The 17,842-nt window shown below is 72.3% G+C and carries 12 protein-coding genes; 6 read left to right on the forward strand and 6 right to left on the reverse strand.

Annotated elements, in window-relative coordinates:
- Window positions 1-26 precede the first annotated feature (26 nt).
- From OP18_RS24670 to OP18_RS24680, 3 genes are read left to right on the forward strand one after another with little or no spacing between them, the layout of a single operon-like run.
- The gene (locus OP18_RS24670) at window positions 27-740 is read left to right on the forward strand and encodes a VanZ family protein (RefSeq protein ID WP_052387252.1); all 714 of its coding nucleotides are present in this window, start codon (window positions 27-29) and stop codon (window positions 738-740) included.
- Window positions 741-749: 9 nt separating this feature from the next.
- A complete protein-coding gene (locus tag OP18_RS24675) occupies window positions 750-1,427 on the forward strand; it encodes a response regulator transcription factor (RefSeq protein ID WP_033361378.1) in 678 nt (225 codons plus the stop codon).
- Between the two features lie 7 nt (window positions 1,428-1,434).
- Entirely contained in the window at window positions 1,435-2,562 is a 1,128-nt protein-coding gene (locus OP18_RS24680; RefSeq protein WP_081971083.1) for a sensor histidine kinase, read from the forward strand.
- A 404-nt stretch (window positions 2,563-2,966) separates the two neighbouring features.
- Here the strand turns inward: OP18_RS24680 and OP18_RS24685 are convergent, their stop codons facing one another.
- Together OP18_RS24685 and OP18_RS24690 are read right to left on the reverse strand one after the other, a co-directional pair.
- A complete protein-coding gene (locus OP18_RS24685) occupies window positions 2,967-3,359 on the reverse strand; it encodes a hypothetical protein (protein ID WP_033361380.1) in 393 nt (130 codons plus the stop codon).
- A gap of 139 nt (window positions 3,360-3,498) precedes the next feature.
- Window positions 3,499-3,738, reverse strand: a complete 240-nt coding sequence (locus OP18_RS24690) for a DUF6289 family protein (RefSeq protein WP_156089739.1) — start codon at window positions 3,736-3,738, stop codon at window positions 3,499-3,501.
- Window positions 3,739-3,850: 112 nt separating this feature from the next.
- Between OP18_RS24690 and OP18_RS24695 the strand changes: the two genes are divergently transcribed.
- Window positions 3,851-4,858 (forward strand): LysR family transcriptional regulator, encoded by a 1,008-nt coding sequence (locus tag OP18_RS24695; protein ID WP_033361382.1) that lies wholly within the window; start codon window positions 3,851-3,853, stop codon window positions 4,856-4,858.
- A 1-nt stretch (window position 4,859) separates the two neighbouring features.
- Complete coding sequence (locus tag OP18_RS61925; protein WP_033361383.1) at window positions 4,860-5,417, forward strand: DapH/DapD/GlmU-related protein; 558 nt, start codon at window positions 4,860-4,862, stop codon at window positions 5,415-5,417.
- 136 nt (window positions 5,418-5,553) lie between these two features.
- Here OP18_RS61925 and OP18_RS24705 read toward each other — a convergent pair whose 3' ends face one another.
- On the reverse strand, window positions 5,554-6,861 hold the full coding sequence (locus OP18_RS24705; RefSeq protein ID WP_052387253.1) for a sugar phosphate isomerase/epimerase family protein: 1,308 nt from the start codon (window positions 6,859-6,861) through the stop codon (window positions 5,554-5,556).
- A gap of 127 nt (window positions 6,862-6,988) precedes the next feature.
- Window positions 6,989-10,348 carry a ThuA domain-containing protein gene (locus OP18_RS24710; protein WP_081971061.1) on the reverse strand — a complete coding sequence of 1,120 codons (3,360 nt, stop codon included), beginning with the start codon at window positions 10,346-10,348 and terminating at the stop codon, window positions 6,989-6,991.
- Between the two features lie 924 nt (window positions 10,349-11,272).
- Between OP18_RS24710 and OP18_RS52955 the strand changes: the two genes are divergently transcribed.
- Window positions 11,273-13,312 (forward strand): ThuA domain-containing protein, encoded by a 2,040-nt coding sequence (locus tag OP18_RS52955; RefSeq protein ID WP_156089740.1) that lies wholly within the window; start codon window positions 11,273-11,275, stop codon window positions 13,310-13,312.
- A 31-nt stretch (window positions 13,313-13,343) separates the two neighbouring features.
- Here OP18_RS52955 and OP18_RS24720 read toward each other — a convergent pair whose 3' ends face one another.
- The gene (locus OP18_RS24720) at window positions 13,344-16,625 is read right to left on the reverse strand and encodes an NACHT domain-containing protein (RefSeq protein ID WP_156089741.1); all 3,282 of its coding nucleotides are present in this window, start codon (window positions 16,623-16,625) and stop codon (window positions 13,344-13,346) included.
- Window positions 16,626-16,731: 106 nt separating this feature from the next.
- Complete coding sequence (locus tag OP18_RS57510) at window positions 16,732-17,817, reverse strand: hypothetical protein (protein WP_156089742.1); 1,086 nt, start codon at window positions 17,815-17,817, stop codon at window positions 16,732-16,734.
- Window positions 17,818-17,842: the final 25 nt, after the last annotated feature.

Consider the following 17,842-nt stretch of genomic DNA (forward strand, 5'->3'; position numbering starts at 1 on the left):
AACGGCCCTCCAGCTTCGATGGGACCATGAACCACAGCGAACCCCTGACCGCACCGACCCGCCGCATGCCCAGGATCGCGCTGCTCGGCCTCGCGATCCTGGGCGTGACGACCGCCGCGTACCTGGTGCGGGGGCCGTTGCTGATGGCCGCTCCGCAGTGCCTGGCCGGGCGGTGGCACGGCTGCCTCGACACCGAGAACGGCGTGGTGCTCACGACGCTTGCCGGGCTGCCGCTTGCCGAATTGGCTGTGTGGGCACTGACGCGCCTGCGGCGGGCCGCCGACGGCGAGGCCTCGGCGTGGCGGTTGTCCTTGGCGGAGGTCGGCATGACGTATGGGACGGTGCCGTTCGTATGGATGACCATGATGCCGGGGATCGGGGCGGGCATCGTCCCGGGACGGGTGAGCCTGGTCCCGCTGCGGGATCTGGTCACGATGGGGCCGCTCGGCATCGGCGGCAACCTGCTCGTCTTCGCCGCGCTGGGATGCTTCGCCCCGGTCCGGTTCACGGCGCTGGCATCGGTGCCGCGGATCCTGGCGCTCGGAGCGGGGTGCTCGATCCTGGTGGAGACCGCGCAGTACGTGCTGCGGCTGGACCGGGTGTCGTCCGTGGACGACGTCCTCGTCAACGCCGCCGGTGCGGTGCTGGCCGGGCTGGTGTCCCGTCCCTGGTGGCGCACCACGGCTCCAGAGGAAGCACGGAATTTCAGTGTGCACGGCGAGCACCGTGACAGGTCATAGGCTGCCGACATGCGCGTACTGATCGTAGAAGACGAGCCGTTCCTGGCCGAGGCGGTCCGTGACGGTCTGCGGCTGGAGGCGATCGCCGCCGACATCGCCGGCGACGGCGACGCAGCCCTGGAGCTGCTCAGCATCAACGCCTACGACCTCGCGGTCCTCGACCGGGACATCCCGGGCCCGTCCGGTGACGACGTCGCCAGGCACATCGTCGCCTCCGGCAGCGGCATGCCGATCCTCATGCTCACCGCCGCCGACCGGCTCGACGACAAGGTGTCGGGGTTCGGGCTCGGCGCCGACGACTATCTCACGAAGCCGTTCGAGTTCCAGGAGCTCGTGCTGCGGATCCGGGCCCTGGACCGCCGGCGCGCGCACAACCGGCCGCCCGTGCGGGAGATCGCCGGGCTACGACTGGACCCTTTCCGCCGTGAGGTGTATCGCGACGGCCGGTATGTCGCACTCACCCGCAAGCAGTTCGCCGTCCTCGAAGTGCTCGTCGCCGCCGAGGGAGGTGTCGTCAGCGCCGAGGACCTCCTCGCCAGAGCCTGGGACGAAAACGCGGACCCGTTCACCAACGCGGTGCGCATCACCGTGTCGGCACTGCGCAAACGGCTCGGCGAGCCCTGGGTCATCGCCACGGTCGCCGGGGTCGGCTACCGCATCGACACCCCGGGCGGCGGCCATGCCTAAAGTGTCCATGACGAGCGCGCACAGGGCGCCGGGGATGAGCGTCCGGCTCAAGCTCACGCTCAGCTACGCCGGGTTCCTCATCCTCGCCGGGGTGGTGCTGCTCGCCACCGTGTGGGTGTTCCTGCTGCGGTACGTGCCCGACGCCCCACGCGGGGAGCCCGGCCGGGACCAGCTCGAATCCGGGGTGCCGGCCATGCACACCCCCACCCGCGACGAGCTGCTGCAAGCCTTCGCCCCTCGGGCGGGCCAGGTGCTGGCGTTCCTGCTGCTGTTCGGGCTCGCGGGAGGCTGGCTGCTCGCCGGGCGCATGCTCACTCCGCTCGACCGCATCACCCTGGCCGTGCGCCTGGCCGCGATCGGGTCCCTCGCACACCGCATCCGGCTGCCGGGCCGCAGGGACGAGTTCCGCGAGCTCGCCGACGCCTTCGACAACATGCTCGCCCGGCTGGAGGCGCACGTCGCCGAGCAGCAGCGGTTCGCCGCCAACGCGTCCCACGAGCTTCGCACCCCACTGGCGATCTCGCAGGCGCTGCTCGACGTGGCCCGCAACGACCCGACCCACGACCCCGGCGAGCTCGTCGAGCGCCTCCGCGCCGTCAACACCCGCGCGATCGATCTCACCGAGGCGCTGCTGCTGCTCAGCCGCGCCGGCCGGCGCTCGTTCCGCCGCGAGCCCGTCGACCTGTCCCTCGTTGCGGAGGAGGCCACCGAGACACTGCTGCCCCTCGCCGAGCAGCACGGCGTCACCATTGAGACCGCGGGCGACCAGGCGACCGCCGTCGGCTCGCCCGCGCTGCTGCTGCAACTGACGACCAACCTGGTGCACAACGCGATCCTGTACAACCTGCCGCGGGACGGCACGGTGCGGGTCACCACCAGCGTCGCGCCCGACGCGGTGGAGCTCACCGTCGAGAACACCGGCGAGCCGCTGCCGTCGGTGACCACGCTGGTCGAGCCGTTCCAGCGCGGCACCGGCCGCACCCGCACCGACCACGGCGGCGTCGGTCTCGGCCTGGCGATCGTCAAAAGCATCACCGAGGCACACGAAGGGATCCTCACGCTGACCCCGCGGGACGACGGAGGCCTGCACGTCGCCGTGCGCCTACCGGCCGCCCCACCGCCCACCGGCTGCTGACCGGCTGCTGACCGGCTGCTGACCGAGGACGCGGCGCTCATACGAGGCCAGAGCACCGCGCACCGGGAGCAGCACGGCCCGCGCCGCACACCGTGCAGAGCGCGGCCCGCAGAGTGCGAGTCTTGCGGAGGAACGGCCCGCGGTGCGCGACCCGCGGAGCGTGCGTCGGGCTGAGGAACGGCCCGCGGTGCACCACCTGCGGAGCGTGCGTCGGGCTGAGGAACGGCCCGCGGTGCACCACCTGCGGCCGCGGAGGAACGGCCCGCGGTGTACCGCTCGGGGAGCGCGCGGTATGTGGCTCGCGGCTCGCGGAACCGGTGCGCTGAGCGTGGTAGGCCCGCCGCCGGGCCGGTGCCGGTCGGCGGCGGGCGCGTGACGTCAGGCGCGTGACGTCGGTGGACGAACTAGCTGGCGGGCGTGTAGCAACCCGGTGCCTGGAACGGCGGCCCGAAGGGGTAGCAGCCCCAGTTCGCGAACGTCGCGGAGATGCTCTTCACGCCGTAGACGGCGTACTGCCAGTTCGACGGTGAGCCGCCGCAGCCGACGTGGACCGTCCACGGCGGTGTCACGCCTGACTTGCTGAAGACGCTCGTACCCGACGCCCAACCCGATCCCCCGGCCGCCTGGATCCAGACGCCTACCACCGGGCCGGTGCCCTGGTTGCAGACCACGTCACCAGAGACGGTCACCGCGGCCGCGGCGGGTTCGGCCAACGCGACGACGCCGGCGCCGGCGAGGACTGCCGCCAGCGTCGCCGTGACGGCTGTCCTGCGGAGCACGTTGCTCGGTCTGCCCATGTCCGAACTCCATTCGACATGCACCGGGACCCTGCTGCCGGTGCCTTGCGAACACCGTCGATGACGTCGGGGCGGTTAGGCAGTGCCCGGGCTGGAATCCGGACGGATCCGGACGCGGCGGTACGGGCGTCGGCGCAGGTCAGCAGGGGGTGAAGAACACCTGCCGGACGCCTGAGGTCACGCCCCAGCTGCCGGCGGGCTGGCCGCAGCCGGTCCAGGACTGGCCGATCAGTTGGGTCTTCGCGGTGTCGGCGTAGTAGGCGACCACGATGAGCAGGTCGCCGCCGGGTGGGGGTGGCGGGATCGCGGCGGCGGGGGCGGCGGTGCCGGCGAGGACGGCGCCGGTGGTCAGCAGGGCGAGCAGCGTACGACGGATCATGTCCATCCCTTCGACATCGGTCTATGTCGTAAGCCATCATCGATGGTCTCGGGGCGCTCCACAATGTGTCCGTCGGTCACAACCGTCGGTTGTGCGGATTTACGGTGGACCGGTGGACACGGAGGCGCTGCGGTCGTTCGTACGGGCGGCGGAGCTCGGGCAGTTCCAGCACGCTGCCGCCGAGCTGGGCGTGACGCAGCAGGCGGTCTCGAAGCGGATCGCCGGGCTGGAGCGGGAGCTGGGGGTGCGCCTGTTCGCCCGGACCGCCCGCGGCGTGGAGCTGACGCCCGACGGGCAGGCGTTCCTGCCGCACGCGAGGAGCGTCGTGGCGGGCGTGCAGCGGGCCGTCGCCGCGGTCAGGCCCGGCTCGCGGGCGCTGCGGATCGACGTGCTGGGGCTGCGCAGCGCCCAGGCCGTGGTGCTGCACGACTACTGGCGCGCGCATCCCGGCACCGGCCTCGACGTGGTGACGCTCAGGGTCGACGACCCGGGTGTCGCGGCCGCCGCCGTCGCCGCCGGTGAGGTCGACGCCTCGTTCCGCACAGTCACGCAGCCGGGAGCACTGCCGGGAACGCGGCCGGGAACGCAGCCGGGAACGCAGCCGGGAGCGCTGCCGGGAACGCTGCCGGGCGAGCTGCGGATGGTCCACGCGTTCGACTCGCCGCTGGAGCTGCTCGTCGGGCCGCGGCACCCGCTCGCCGCCGCGCGGCGGCTGACGCCGGACCAGCTGCGCCGGCACCGGATCTGGGTGCCGGGCATCGCGCCGCGCAGCGAGTGGGCCGACTTCTACGACCAGCTCACCACCCACTTCGACCTGCGGCTCGACGCGGCCGGGCCGCACTTCGGCGACGAGGTCCTGCTCGACGTCCTGGCCGGGTCCGACGACGTCGCCACGCTCGTCGGGTCGCGCGACCGGTACCTGTGGCCGGCGGGCCACGATTTGCGCCGCATCCCGATCGTGGACCCGGCGATCGTGTACCCGCTGTCGCTCATCCTGCCGAGCACCAACCCGCACCCCGGCCTGCGGGGGCTCATCGCGTACCTCGAGCGCCTGCCGGCACCGCGCGAGCCGGTGTGGCACCCGTACTGGCCGACACAAAAATCACCAGGAGGAACCTGACGTGACCGGTGACCACCTCATCCGCATCCACAGCCCGCAGTTCCGGGCGATGTCCGAACGGGTGCTGCGGGCCACCGAGCTGACGTCCCGCCTGAACGTGCTGCCGTTCGACGACGAGCAGGGCAGGGCGGCGCTGTTCGAGCTGATCCTCGGCCGGCCGCTGCCGGCGAAGGTCACCATCTACCCGCCGTTCTACACCGACCACGGGCTGCGCCTGGAGCTCGCCGAGCGGGTGTTCATCAACCAGAACTGCACGTTCCTGGACTACGCGGGGATCCGGCTCGGCGAGCGGGTGATGGTCGGCCCGAAGGCCACGTTCATCACCGTCGGCCACCCGGTCGACCCCGCCCCGCGGCGGGAGTGGCTCACCGGCGCGCCCATCGACGTGGCCGAGAACGTGTGGATCGGCGCCGGCGCGACGATCCTGCCGGGCGTCACGATCGGCCGGGACGCGGTGATCGCCGCCGGCGCCGTGGTGGCCGACGACGTGCCGGCGGCCACCCTGGTGACCGGCCCGAAGGCCACCGTCCGCCGGCGGTGGCCTTCGGGTGCCGGATGAGGCCGTCGCGGGCGACCTCAAGGGTGGGTCAGCCGCGAGCGGCCTCCAGAGCGGGTCAGCCGCGAGCGGCCTCCAGAGCGGGTCAGCCGCGGCCGGCCACAAACGCGGGCCGGCCGCGGACAGCCCGAACGGTGGATCAGCCGCGCAGGGACGCCATCCCGCTGGCGCTGATCTTCGAGAACCGCAGGGAGCGGCCCGGGTCCGCGGTGCCGCCCGGGGCGTTGTCCTGCTCGTAGTTGGGGTTGTGGAAGCCCCTGGCGCCCACGTTCTTGAAGAAGTTCTGGTAGTCGATGTCGCTGCGGGGGTCGCCGAACGGGATCATCGTGTAGCCGTCGCCGACGCCGTCGGGCTGGGCGGTGGCGTCGCCGTCCTTGGCGTGGAACAGGGCGTACCGCTTGGTCTGCTTGGCGACCTGGGCGAGCGGGTCGAAGATGTCCTCGACGCGGTTGCCCTCCCAGTCGTAGCGCCAGCGGTGCTGGTGCTGCGCGACGTGCGCCCAGTAGATGTCCATCTCGACGACGACCAGGTCGGGGTTGGTGATGTCGAGGTAGTGCTGCATGAGCCGCTTGCCGGACTCGCCGCGCACCTGGGTCGGCGCGATGGGTGCGCCGGTGATCCGGTCCTGGGTGACGGTGACCATCGGGCCGTCCTGCAGGAAGTTGTACGCCGGTGCGTGGTTGTGCGTGTACATCTGGATCCCGGAGCGGACACTGATGGTGTTCAGCGCCTCCCACTTCTCGCCCGCGACGGTCCACGGCTCGATGTTGCGGTTGTTGGCACTGGTCGGGTCGCTGCCCGTGCCCATGTACGACATGCCGAGCACCGCGGCGAACTCCAGCTCGAGCTGCAGCCGGTCGTAGTCGGCGGTGGTCATCGCGCCGCCGGGGCTGTTCGGGCCGTTCCAGGTGTTCGGGACGAACCCGTGGTTGCCGATCGCCTGCAGGCCGTTGGCGTCCAGGAACCCGCGCAGGGTCCGCGCGTACGCCAGGTAGGCCGCCCGCGACTCGGCGGTCGTGACGCCGCCCGGCGCCGGGTTGGGGGCGGCACCGCCCGGGTTGGCGGCGTGCTGGCCGTACCCGGCGAACTCGATCTGCTTGAAGCCGGACGCGGCGAGGAACTCGAACAGCTCCAGCCAGCCACCGGGCAGCGGCACCAGCGGGCCGAGGTCGTTGGGGTCGGCGGGGAAGTTGGGGCCGCCCAGGTAGCCCATCGTCGGGGCCACGCCGAGCGCGGCGCTGCCCGCGATGCCGACGCGGGTGGGCACGTCGCGCTGGGAGTAGGTGATCGTGCCGAGCTTGCCGGTCGGGATGAGCTTGCCGCTGGCCGCATCCGCCCGCGACGGGGTGAACACCGACGCCGGGCCGAGCGGGCTGAACGCCGCGGCCGCCGCCAGACCTGCGCCGGCCATGAGGCGGCGCCGGCTGATCCTGCTGTTGAGGGCCATTGTGGTTCCTTTCTGCGTTATCGGTGCGGGGTGCCGGCAGGGGCACCCCCGCCGGGCGGTGCGGGTCGGTCGGTGGTGAAGTGCCTGGCGGGGTGCTCGGCAGGGCACCCCGCCAGGCGGTGCCGGGTCAGGGCGCGCTCACGCCCTGCCCGCCGAATTCGACCCAGTTGAGGTTGAAGAAGTTGTTCGTCGGCCCGCCGGGAGCGGGTCGGAACACGAGGTAGAGCCGGTGGGCGCCGCCCGGATCGGTGACCGGGAACGTCTGGCTCTGATAGGTGGTCGGGCCCGCCGTGGCCGCGACCGTCACCGTGGTGAGCAGCGGCCCGTCGACCGCGTCCAGGCGCATCTCGACCTGGCCCGTGCCGCCGGACGTACGGAACGTCACCGCGTTGATGTTGGCGAGGTTGACGGTCCCGTTGAGGGCGATCCAGTCACCGTTGCCGAGGCTGCCGCGTTGCAGGCCGCCGCCGGTGTCGGCGGTCGCGGCGGTGTTCGTGCCGGACTGGTCGATCGCGAACTCCAGCTCCTGCTTCTTCTGCCGGATGGTCGCCTGGTCGACCGTCGTCAGCGCCGGTATACCGCCGGGGCCACCGAGGTCGGTGTACGAGGCGCTGATGACGCCGAACACGTTGCCGCCGTGCGAGACGTCCTCCTCGGAGGTCGCCAGGGTCCCGGTGCAGCCGGTCGCGGTGGACTCGGCGTGGCCGTGGCTGTCGTGGCCGAGCACGAAGGTCACCTGGACGCGGGAGCAGTCGATCGGGCCGTCCTGCGGGTCGGTGACCGTGACGGTGAACGGGATCGTGTCGCCGAACGCGAACATGCCGCCTTCCACCGGTACGGTCACGTCGACCTTCGGTGAGGTGTTGCCGACGGTGATGGTCGTGTTGGCCGACGCCGTCTTGCCGCTGGAGTCGGTGACCGTCAGCCGCGCCGTGTACACGCCGTTGCTGGTGTAGGTGTACGTCGGGTTGGGGTCGATCGAGTCGGTCGTGCCGTTGCCGTCGAAGTCCCAGGCGAACCTGATGGAGTCCGCCGGGTCCGGGTCCTTCGAGCCTTCGCTGGAGAAGGCGACGGTCAGCGGCGCGACGCCGTCGGTCGGCGTGGCACCGAGCACCGCGGATGGCGCCCGGGTGCCCTTCACGTAGCTGAACTTGACGAGCCCGGCGTCAGGGTTGGCGGCGAAGAAGCCGTCACCGTAGGTCAGCAGGTAGAAGTTGCCGTCGTCGCCCCACATCATGTCCATCGGGTTGTCGCAGATGAACGGGCGGGTCGGGGTGGTGGGCGCCTGGCCGCAGTTGAGCAGGTTATTGATCTTGAACACCTGCCCGTTCGAGTCGAGCCGGACCTCCCGCAGGTAGTCGCGGGTGAACTCGCCGAAGAAGATCGACCCGTCGTAGTACGCCGGGAACTTCGTCGGGTTGGGGTTGGCCGGGTCGTAGTCGTACTTGGCCGCGCCGTGCGGGCCGACGCCACCGGTGCCGAGCTCCGGGAAGAGCTGCGGGCACGTGCCGGGCGGGCTCTTGGTGTAGTACGCCGCGCACGGCGTGCCGAGCGGGTTGGCCGCGTTGTTGTCCTGGAACGAGTACCAGATGTCCGGCTTGGCGATCGGCGGTGCGTAGGTCAGGCCGGTGTTCCACCGTGAGGTGTTGGCCGGGCCGCGGTCGGGGTTGTTGCACTCGTACGCCTGCGCCGGGCTGTCCAGCGGCGTGGAGGTGTTGAAGTTCCACCGGTAGTACGGCAGGTCCGGCGAGTAGCACAGCGGCCAGCCGTAGTTGGACGCACGCCGCACGATCTCCACCCGGCCGGTGCCGGCGGGCCCGCGGAACACCTGCGGGGTCGACGAGTCCGGCGAGTAGTCGGTGACGTAGGCGACGTCGTCGTCGTCGATGGTGATGCGGAACGGGTTGCGGAAGCCCATCGCGTAGATCTCGGGCCGGGTCTTGCCGCCGCCCTCCTCGGTGCCGGTGAACAGGTTGCCGGCCGGGACGGTGTACGAGCCGTCGGCCTGCACGGTGATCCGCAGGATCTTGCCGCGCAGGTCGTTGGTGTTCATCGCGGAGCGCCGGGCGTCGACGTAGGGCGCGTTGTAGAGCCCGGTCGTGGTCAGCATGTCGTTGTGCGGGGAGAAGCCGCCGGAGTTGCCGCCGCCGGCCGGGGTGTCGTCGCCGGTGACCAGCCACAGGTTGTTCTTCGAGTCGAAGTCGATGTCGCCCGCCACGTGGCAGCACGCGCCACGGTCGACCGGCACCTTCATGATCTTCTGCTCGGACGCGACGTCGAGGGTCGGGGTGGGGCCGTCGACGAACTTGAACCGCGACAGCTGGAAGTAGCCCTTCCAGGGGTCCCAGACGCTGGGGTCGGTGCCCGTGGTCGGGGAGTTCGCGGTCGGTGTCGTCTGCGGGTACGGCGCCTCCATGGTCAGCGGCGAGTAGTACAGGTAGACCCAGTGGTTGGTGGCGAAGTCGTTGTCGACGGCCGGGCCGTACATGCCGTCCTCGCTCGCCATGTACACCGGGATCTGGGCCAGCAGGTGGGTGGTGTTGGTCGCCGGGTCGTGCAGCCGGACGCCGCCGCGGCGGTCGGTCTGGATCACGCGGCGGTCGGGCAGGACGTCGAAGCCGATCGGCTCGTTGACGTTCGGCGGCGCGGCGATGTAGTCCATCTGGTAGTTCGCCAGCACGGTCGCGCCGCAGTCGCCGTCGGTCACGCCGGCCGCCCACTGGATCGCCCCGCCGAGGTGGGCCTGCAGGTCGGCCGTGGCGAAGCTCGCCGGCGTGTCACCGAGCCCGGTGTAGAAGGAGCGGCCACCCTGGTAGTCCTTGCACCAGGTGATCGGGTGGTCGAAGCCCATCGTGCCGCCGGTGTACGTGCTCTCGTCCACCGTGGCCAGCACGTGCGAGACGCCGCGCACGTTGGACGTGAAGTTGTACCACTGGTCCGTGCGGTCCCAGTACTCCGGCAGGTTCCCCGACGCGGGGTGGACCCGGTCCGCCACCTTGATCGTGGCCTTCGTGACGCTCGACGCGCCTGCCGCCCTGGTACCGAGCACATCGGTGAGGAACGACCAGTCCGTCTCGGTCTCGATCGCCGAGTGGACGCCGACGAAGCCGCCGCCGTCGCGGTAGTACGACTCGAACGCGGCCTGCTGCGCCGGGTCGAGCACGTCGCCGAACGTGTTGAGGAAGACGACCACGCGGAACTGCTTGAGGTGCGGCGCGTCGAACTTCCCGGCGTCGTCGGTCTCCTCGACGGTGAACCGCAGCTGCTTGCCCAGCTGCTTGAGCGCGTTGACACCGGCCGCGGTCGACGCGTGCTTCGTGCCGACCGACTTGGTGAAGACGAGCACCTTGTACTGGATGCCGTTGCTGGTGGGTTCGGGCGCGGCGATCGCCGGGGCGGACGCCGATGCCGTCCCGACCAACACACTTGCAATGACCGCGAGCAGGCCGGCGAACGCGGTGACGCGACGGCCTGGGCCTCTGGTCATGGAACCTCCTCCGGGGTGCAGGACGAACGGACCGTCACGCGGCCACGGCGGGGTAGCCGCAGCCGGACGACGTCCGGTCGGGTGACGGGTGTGGTGGTGCGGCACGCCCAGAGGAAGGCGCACGGGGGTGTCGAAACTCCGCAGCCACTTGCCGAGCTGCGCTTCAGCACTCGCCGGGATCCCGCTCAGCGGGGCGAGCAACTGGCTCGGTAAAGCTGCTGCCGACACCGTATAGCTCGCCGGCGCCAAAAGGAAAGAGCCAACCAAGCGGAAGTTTGGTTGCACTAGACGAAACTTTTAAGACATCTTACAAAAGTTCAGCATCGATCAGCAGAACGCCTTGAGCGTTCTGCACAGGGATGCGGTACCCCTATTCGTAAGAAGCGAATACCGCGCGGCGACCGTTACATCGGGTCGCCCCCGCCGCGACACCTTGCGCGATTTCGCAGGCCAATGCCTTTCTGACGCCGCACTGCGGCACCCGGCGACACCGGCACCTCGCGCCAGCTGCCAATGCGCCAGGTCGCACTTTTGCTGAGTGCAGCAAAAGTTGAACCCTATTGCGTTGAAGCTCTGGACATCGCCAGCAGAAGGCTCTTACTGTGTCGGCCACGGGGCAGCGCCGTTTCGACGATGTGAACGAGCGGGAGGTGGCACCCGTCGCGCTCCGGCTCACACATCCGCTGCGCACACCGCAGCCCGGTCCGACGCGGCCAGACGACTCTCCGGCGACGCTGTCCAGAGGAACCGGCCGTGGTGCGCTCCACGGGCGGAGGCGGCGGAGCAGGAGTGGCTCGCCGGTGCGGCCGGGGGGACGGGACCCTTCCGGTCGCACCGGCAGCCGTCCCTTTCCCCTGCCGTGCTCCTCCACAGCGCCCTCGCTGCACCGTTTTCGCAGTGTCTCTTTGCACAGAAGGAGTCACCATGCCCAGCCGACGCCTCTTACTCGGCCTGGTCGTCGCCCTTCCGGTGGCGTCCACGTCCGTCGCTTCGCTCATCCTCGCCGCCCCTGCCTGGGCCGCGCCGACCAGCGTGCCGGCCACCCTCACCCCGTCCCCGGCAACCGGCACCAACAACTGGTACCGCGGCCCGGTCACCCTCAACCTGTCCGCGACCGACGCGACCAGCGGCGTGCAGCGCCTGGAGTACCGGCTCGGCAACGCGGCACCGTTCCAGACCGCGGTGTCCGCGACCGCCCCGTACCCCCCGACGCTCACCGGCTCGGTGCAGCTCACCCAGCAGGGCAGCACCACCGTCGGCTACCGCGCCGTCGGCGGTGACGGTGCGGCCGAGTCCGTCCGCACCATCACCGTCCGGATCGACACCGTCGCCCCCGTCGTCAGCTGGCCCGGCATCGTCGACGGGCACGTCGGCCACACCGCCACCCTGATCCCGACCCGGACCGACCCGGCACCCGGCTCCGGCGGCGTCTTCATCCACCGCATGTGGATCGACCAGACCGAGACGACCCCGCAGCCCGTCGCCACCGCCACCCTCGCCACCGGCCCGCACACGATCAGCGTCATGGCCAGCGACGCCGCCGGCAACGCCGCGCTGTTCGACCAGACCTTCGTGGTGACCACGTCGTACACCGACCTCGACACCCTCATCGGCGGCTACGTCACCAGCGGCGCGATCAGCGCCGACCTCGGCACCGGCCTGCGCGCCACCCTCGCCGAGGCGGCCGGCCTCGCCGAGCAGGGCAGGACCAACCAGGCCAGGCAGACCCTCAACCAGTTCGTCGCCGCCGTGCAGGGCGGGTCGCACACCGACGAGGTCCGCGACACCCTCGTCGGCGACGCCCACTACCTGCAGGACCAGCTCGCCGGGAAGCTACCGGCCGACCCGCCGACCGGCATGACCGTCACGCCCGCCGTCGGGCCCGACCCGATCGCGCCGGCGGTCCCGATCGCGGCCTCCACGAACTTCCCCGGCGCCACCTTCCGGGTGCTGTACTTCTCGGTCACCAAGGGCTTCCGGCACGACCACATCGCCGACACCGCCCTGCTCGTGCAGCAGTGGGGCCGGCAGTACGGCTTCGACGTCGACATCTGGGACCCGCGCCTGGCCCCCGCGTCACTGTCCAGCACCCCGTTCACCTCGGCCGCCGACCTGGCGAAGTACAAGACGATCATCTTCGGCTCCCCGGTCGACGGCACCAACCCCAACAGCGCACCGGCCGCGGACGCCCTCAACGCCACCGAGCTCGCCGCGTTCCAGGACTACGTCCGGGCCGGCGGCGGGTTCGTCGGCCTGCACGGCGCGTCCGACGCGATCCACAACGTGTCCTGGTACCGCGACCTGGTCGGCGCGTGGTTCACCAACCACCCCGGCGGCCAGAACGGCGAGGGCACCTGCGGCAGCTGCATCAACGTGCGGGTCACCACCGAGGACTCCACGAACCCGGCCACCGCGCACCTGCCGAAGACCTGGCTCACCATCGACGAGCTGTACAACTTCGACCACAACCCGCGGGCCGAGGTGCACACGCTGCTGAGCCTCGACGAGTCGTCGTACCGCCGCAGCCTCAACAGCGGCAACGCCGCCAACAACCCGATGCCGCTGATGGGTGGTGACCACCCGATCGCCTGGTGCCAGCGCTACGACGGCGGCCGCCAGTTCTCCCTCATCCTCGGCCACGACCGCGCCCAGTACTACCGCGAGTCGTTCACCAAGATCCTGCTCGCCGGCATCAACTGGACCGCCGGCCAGACCGAGGCGAACTGCTCCACCTTCCGGCAGACCCGCACCCTGATCACCACCGCCGGTCTGGACCCGGAGGCCGCCACGCTGCTCGACGAGGCCCAGGCGGCGTACCTGCGGCAGGACTACACCGCGGCGACCACGTCCCTCAACAGGATCATCGCGCTGTCCGGCTCCTCCACCACCGGCACCGACGCCGCCCGCGGCGAGCTCGACCGGCAGGCCCGCGACCTGCGGGACTGGATGCTGTCCCTGAAGTAGCCACCGGCGATCACCACCGGGCGACTCCCGCTCATCGGCGACAACCGGTGTAGCGGGAGTCGCTCCGGTACGTGTGGGCCAGGCACACGGTGCGCACCAGCTCGCCGGTGTCGGTGCGCCACTGCACCACCCGCTGATCGAGCGCGGCGAGCACCGTCCGGCCGTCCGGGGCGAACGTCAGGCCGGTCAGCCCGCCGGGGCCCGGATCGGCGAGCCGGCGCAGCCGCCGGCCGGTGGCGCCGTCCCACAGATACCCGGCGCGGCCCTGCAGGCCGGCGACCAGCGCGCCGTCGGCCGACAGGACCAGGTCCGAGCCCACGGGATCGAGGGCGCCGAAGTCGTACTCCAAGGGATGGGTCCGGCCGGTGGCGGTCTCCAGAACGCCGGGCCTGCCGCTGGCGGACAGGACCATCGTGGCCCCGGCGCCGTCCACGGCGATCATGCCCGCCATCGCCGGCCGACCGGCGGGCCGGCCGTCGCTGACCTGCCACATTTTGCCCACACCATTCCAGTCGACGGTTACGAGTGTCCGGCCCCCGTCGACGAACCAGGCCTGCTCGACCGTCTCCTTCTGCTGCGCGAGGGTCGCCACCAGCTCACCCGTCGACGGGTTCCACAGCCGCACCGACCGCCCGTCCGGGGCAGCCAGCAGCCGGTCGTCCGGCGAGTATGCGAGGCGGCTGTCACCGGCCGGGTCGGCCAGCCGCAGGGTCCACCGTGCGCTGCCGGTCGCGGCGTCCCAGATCCGCACGGTGCTGTCATCGCCGCGGCTGGCGAGGGTGGCACCGTCGTGGGCGTAGGCGACGCTGCGCACCCGGCCGGTATGCCCGATCAGGATGCGCACCGTCGCACCGGTGGCGTCGACGACCCGAACCGCGCCGTCGTCACCGCCGGCGGCGACGGTGCCGTCCGGCGCGAGTGCGAACGCGCTGACCTTGTCGACGAAGCCGGGCAGCGCGAGGAACGGCTTGCCGATCACCGCGAACGCGGAGGCGCCGAGCGCGACCGTGAGCGCCGCCCCGACCGTCCACAGCACTACCGGGCGCAGCCACCGCAGCTCCAGCCAGCGGACCGGCTCGACGCGCAGGGCGGCCAGGTGGTCGCGGATCGTGGCGTGGCGGAACTGGTAGACCGCGCCGGCCTGGCGCAGGACCTGCCGGTCGAGCGCGGTGTCCAGCAACGACCGGAAGTGCGGCCGGCGGCCGTGCCGCAGCCACAGCACCAGCTCGGCGAACTTCAGCGCCGGCACGGCCCGGGTCGCCAGCCCCATGGCGAGCGCGGCCGCCACCCCGCCGCCGACGCCGACCGTGAGCAGCAGCCAGGTCACGAAGCGCCCGTCGATCCCCAGCCAGCCCAGCCCCGGGAGGCGGCCGAGCCAGCCGGCGGCCAGCAGCCCCGCGGTCAGCGCCGCACCGGCCGCGAGCACCAGGGCGGCGTACGCGGCGTTGACCGCCCGGTCACCCGTGTAGCTCTGGTCCGGCGTCGTGGCCGACGAGTCGGTCAGCGACCGGGTGGACAGGTTGACCGCCGTGGCCGCGACCAGCGTCGTCACGAACGCCGCCGGGAGCGCCATCACGCCGGCGGCCACGCCGTACAGGACCGCCGTCCACCCGCCCTGCCCGAACCCGGCGACGGCGAACCCGATCGAGGCGGTCAACCCCAGCAGCCATGCCACCGTCCAGGCGATCGCGGCCGCGTCGCTGAAGGCGTCCCCGATCGCCGTGAACGTGTGCAGGCCGGGCCGCCGCACCATGAAGACGCGCGGTGCGTGCACCGGCACCGACCGGCTGGGCGGCGGGTCCGGCGCGCCGCGGCGCGAGCCCGCCGCTGTCCCGGGCGGGCGCCGCAGCAGCCGCCGGTCGGACACCACGAAGGTGACCGCGACACCGACCGCGACACCGACGACGAGACCGACCAGCAGCCCGGTGTTGACCGCCGCGACCGCCGGGACCGTGCTCCCGGGCCAGTCCAGCGCGGCGGTGACCACCGTGACCAGCACAGCCGTGACGAGCCCGGCGGCGAGGCCGTAGCCCACCCCGTGCTGGCGGTCGCGCAGCCACAGCGGGATCCGCCACCACGCCACGTCGGGATGCCGGGCGACCCGGCGGGCGATCCACGACAGCCAGAACAGCGCGTCGTCGCGGGTGTCCCAGTCCGGGTACGCCTGCTCGACGAACCTGCCGATCAGGTGCCGCAGCAACGCCCGCTCGCTCGGGAACCGGACCTCGTCGAGCAGCTCCGTCGGGTCACCGCCGGCGGCGTACGTCTGCCTGGCCAGCGCCAGCGCCAGCGGCGTCGTCAGCGTCGCCGCCGCCACGCTGGCGGGGTGGTCGCGCAGGTACGTGGCGACCGCCTGCCAAGCGGCGCGGCCCGGCCCGATCCGGCCGGTGACGAGGAAACCCTCCACGGACGCCGGGTCGGTGGGGAGCAGCTCGACGACCGCGGCCGCGCCGAGCTGCCCGTCGCGCAGCGCCGCCGCGTACTCTTCGGGCCGGCTCGTCACCACGACCCGCAGCCCGACGGCCTGGTCGTCGATCGCCCGCAGCGCCGCACCGCGCGACTGCTCCGGCAGCTCGTCCAGGCCGTCGAGGAACAGGGCGATCCGCTCGCGGCGCAGCAGCTCCGCCATCACCCGCACCGGGCCGGTGCCACCGACGACCGTGCCGTAGTCGCGGGCGATCGTCGTCGCCGCCCACCGCAGCAGCGGCGTGTCGGGGTCCCAGTCGCCCAGCGACAGCAGCACCGGCACCGGCTGCGCCGCGTCGGCCTGCCGGGCGGCGAGCACGTCGAGCAGCAGGGTGAGCAGCGCCCCGGTCTTGCCGGCGCCCGCCTGCCCGAGCACCACGATCCGGATGTCGGCCGGCAGCGGCCGGTACAGCCCCGCACCGAGCTCCCCTGCGGTCCCTTCGGTGCGCAGCCCGGGCGCGTCGCGCCGGAAGTCCTCCGGCGGCGCGGCGACCTCGGCGCCCGCCCACCGCCACCGCACCACCACCGGCGCCGCGACCTGCCGCAGGCCGCGCAGCTGCGCCTGCTGCCGCCACACCCACGACATCTCCCGCGCGATCTGGTCGACGGCCTCCCGCTCCTGCTCGGCGCTCAGCACCGCCGGCAACGTCAACACGTCGACGCCCCGGTCCTGCGACCGCGGCAACGCGGCGATCCCCGCGAACAACGCCGCGATCCCGATCACGGTCCCCACCACCGCGGCGTTGTTGACCAGCCGGGCACTGACCTCCGGGCCCGCCGTCATCAACCAGATCCCACCGGCGACCAGCACCGTGCACAACACCATGAGCGCGCGGCGAACCCTCACCGCCCCAGTCTGTCACCACCCGGCCACACCCCGATACATCCACGCCGCGTCACCACCGTCGCGGAAGCGGGACCCGCGGGCGGACGACAGCCGCGCGGCGTGGCCGTCATCGCCGCCAGGCGTACGGCTTCGGCTCTTTGCAGGTGTACACGACCCCGTCCAGCACGAACTGCTTCCCCAGCCGGTTCGTCGCGCAACCCGCGTCCGGCGTGCCGCAACCCATGTCCTTCTCCGGCGAGCAGGGGTTCGCGACCACCGGCGCCGCCGAACTCGCGGCCGGCGGCGGGGCGGCGGCCGTCGACGGTGGTGCGGCCGGGGCGGGCGCCGACGGCGTCGAACCGCAACCGGACAGGGCGGCGACAACGACGGCAGCGGCGGCGATGGACGGTCTCATGCCGCTGATCCTGCCGTCGGCGGATCCTCCGCGTCCAGGCCGACGATCCGCGCCCGGGCGGCACAAGGGTACGTCGGTGCTCGACGCGGTCCGGCCGCGCACGGCGCCCGTCGTGCGGGGGCGGGGTGGAGCGGGCGGTGGGGAAGGGTTACGGTTCTCGATCGGTGGCATGTTGCGGGGGCAGCTCACCGGGTGCGGCCCCGGCCATGCGGATCGGGAGGCTGGTGACATGGCGGCGAACGGCGACGGGTGGCCTCCGCCCGCCAGGTCCGGGCCGGCCGACGACCAGGGGGCGCCCGGCTGGGCGGCTCCGCCCGGGGCCGGGGGCGGCCCGCAGGGCGAGGTGTGGAGCGAGACCGATCCCGATGAGCGCACCGCCGAGCATCCGATGGTGGTGCCGGGTGGACGGCCGACGGTCTCGTACGGTCCCGTCGCGAGCGTTGTCCCGCCGGCGGTGACGATGCCGTCCGCCGGGACCGCGTCCGCGCCCGCCACGTCCGCACCCGCCGCGCCCGTCACGTCCGCGCCCGTCACGTCCGCGCCCGCGCCCGCCACGCCCGCGGCCGCTGGGTCCGGGCCGGCCGCGCTTGCTCCGCTCGCGTCCTTGGCTGCCCCGACCGTGCCTGTCCCACTGGTGCCCGCGCCGCCGGTGTTTGTGGCACCGGTGGGGTCGTTGCCGCCGCCCGGGCCGCCGTCGATGTCCATGTCGGTGTCCATGCCGGTGCCGATGCCGCCGGTCTCAGGACCGCCGATCTCGGGGCTGCCCGTGTCGGGGCCGCCCGTGTCGGGGCCGCCCATCGCCCTGCCGGTCTCGGGACCGCCG

This window comes from Dactylosporangium aurantiacum, assembly GCF_000716715.1.
GTDB classification, from domain to species: domain Bacteria; phylum Actinomycetota; class Actinomycetes; order Mycobacteriales; family Micromonosporaceae; genus Dactylosporangium; species Dactylosporangium aurantiacum.

Bases quoted from the DNA above. Each gene is read 5' to 3' on its own strand.
- OP18_RS24670 (WP_052387252.1), top strand. From the start codon at position 27: ATGAACCACAGCGAACCCCTGACCGCACCGACCCGCCGCATGCCCAGG.
- OP18_RS24675 (WP_033361378.1), top strand. From the start codon at position 750: ATGCGCGTACTGATCGTAGAAGACGAGCCGTTCCTGGCCGAGGCGGTC.
- OP18_RS24680 (WP_081971083.1), top strand. From the start codon at position 1,435: ATGACGAGCGCGCACAGGGCGCCGGGGATGAGCGTCCGGCTCAAGCTC.
- OP18_RS24685 (WP_033361380.1), bottom strand. From the start codon at position 3,359: ATGGGCAGACCGAGCAACGTGCTCCGCAGGACAGCCGTCACGGCGACG.
- OP18_RS24690 (WP_156089739.1), bottom strand. From the start codon at position 3,738: ATGATCCGTCGTACGCTGCTCGCCCTGCTGACCACCGGCGCCGTCCTC.
- OP18_RS24705 (WP_052387253.1), bottom strand. From the start codon at position 6,861: ATGGCCCTCAACAGCAGGATCAGCCGGCGCCGCCTCATGGCCGGCGCA.
- OP18_RS24710 (WP_081971061.1), bottom strand. From the start codon at position 10,348: ATGACCAGAGGCCCAGGCCGTCGCGTCACCGCGTTCGCCGGCCTGCTC.
- OP18_RS52955 (WP_156089740.1), top strand. From the start codon at position 11,273: ATGCCCAGCCGACGCCTCTTACTCGGCCTGGTCGTCGCCCTTCCGGTG.
- OP18_RS57510 (WP_156089742.1), bottom strand. From the start codon at position 17,817: ATGGGCGGCCCCGACACGGGCGGCCCCGACACGGGCAGCCCCGAGATC.